Below are 1,168 nucleotides of genomic sequence, written 5' to 3' on the forward strand. Positions count from 1 at the left end.
CCACGGCCGGGTGTGCTGGAACGACAGCTCCTGCAGCTCGCGGTAGGTCTGGTTCAGGCCGAGCCGGTGCGCGATCGGCGCGTAGATGTCGAGCGTCTCGCGGGCGATGCGCATGCGCTTGGCCGATGCCATCGCGTCCATCGTGCGCATGTTGTGCAGGCGGTCGGCGAGCTTGATCAGGATCACGCGCACGTCGCGCGCCATCGCGAGCAGCATCTTGCGGAAGGATTCGGCCTGCGATTCCTCGCGCGTGGAGAACTGCAGCTTGTCGAGCTTGGTCAGGCCGTCGACGAGGTCGGCGGTGGACGAGCCGAAGCGCTCGATCAGCTCGACCTTGGTGACGCCGCAGTCCTCCATCGCGTCGTGCATCAGCGCGGCCATGATGGCCTGCGCGTCGAGCTTCCAGTCGGCGCACAGGCCGGCGACCGCGATCGGGTGCGTGATGTAGGGCTCGCCGCTCGCGCGGAACTGGCCCAGGTGGGCCTCGTCGGCGAAGCGGTAGGCCTCGCGCACGCGCTTGATGTCGGCGGCGTCGAGGTAGTCGAGCTTGTGGGTGAGCGCCGCGAACGAGGCGGCAGCCGCGTCCTTGGTGGCTGCCGGCACCGGCGTGCTGCCGCCGCGGCCCGACGGGGCGGGCGGCGCTTCACGCAAGGCAGTGGCCGGGGAACGGGCGTTCATGGCCCGAATTTATCGCGGATTCGCCGCAGACGCCGCCGTGGGGGCGCAGCAAGGGAAAACGAGAACGGCCCGCGAGGGGCCGTCCTGGGGTGAAGCAAGGCGTGCTTCAGGAGATCAGCAGATCAGATCGGCACCTTGCGCAGCATCTCGATGCCGATTTCGCCTTCGGCGATTTCGCGCAGCGCGGTCACGGCCGGCTTGTTCTTGGTCTCGATCTTCGGGGCGTGGCCCTGGCTCAGCATGCGGGCGCGGTAGGTCGCGGCCAGCACGAGCTGGAAGCGGTTGGGGATCTTGACGAGGCAGTCTTCGACAGTGATGCGGGCCATGGCAAGAACTCCGTTCTCAGTTGAGATTCAGGTTGGCAAAGACGGCAGGTTTGCTTCTTTGCAGCGCAGCGTACTTGAGACGCTGCGAGTGAACGATCGCCTTCAGGTCGAAGAGCGCCGACTCGAAGAGAGCGTTGATGATAACAAAGTCGAAATGTCGGGCT

General features: G+C 66.4%; 2 protein-coding genes and 1 pseudogene. All 3 read right to left on the reverse strand.

Going from position 1 to position 1,168, the window contains the following annotated elements; genetic code table 11:
- The coding region (locus AC1D15_RS33335; protein WP_477829437.1) for an HD domain-containing protein at window positions 1-678 on the reverse strand (678 nt) is incomplete at its 3' end.
- A gap of 122 nt (window positions 679-800) precedes the next feature.
- Window positions 801-1,004 (reverse strand): DNA-directed RNA polymerase subunit omega, encoded by a 204-nt coding sequence (gene rpoZ, locus AC1D15_RS33340; protein WP_047507421.1) that lies wholly within the window; start codon window positions 1,002-1,004, stop codon window positions 801-803.
- 16 nt (window positions 1,005-1,020) lie between these two features.
- Window positions 1,021-1,168 (reverse strand): annotated as a pseudogene (locus AC1D15_RS33345) (guanylate kinase); the annotation flags it as partial.

It is taken from the genome of Rhizobacter sp. P2_H2, from assembly GCF_056403375.1.

Bases quoted from the DNA above. Each gene is read 5' to 3' on its own strand.
- rpoZ (WP_047507421.1), bottom strand. From the start codon at position 1,004: ATGGCCCGCATCACTGTCGAAGACTGCCTCGTCAAGATCCCCAACCGC.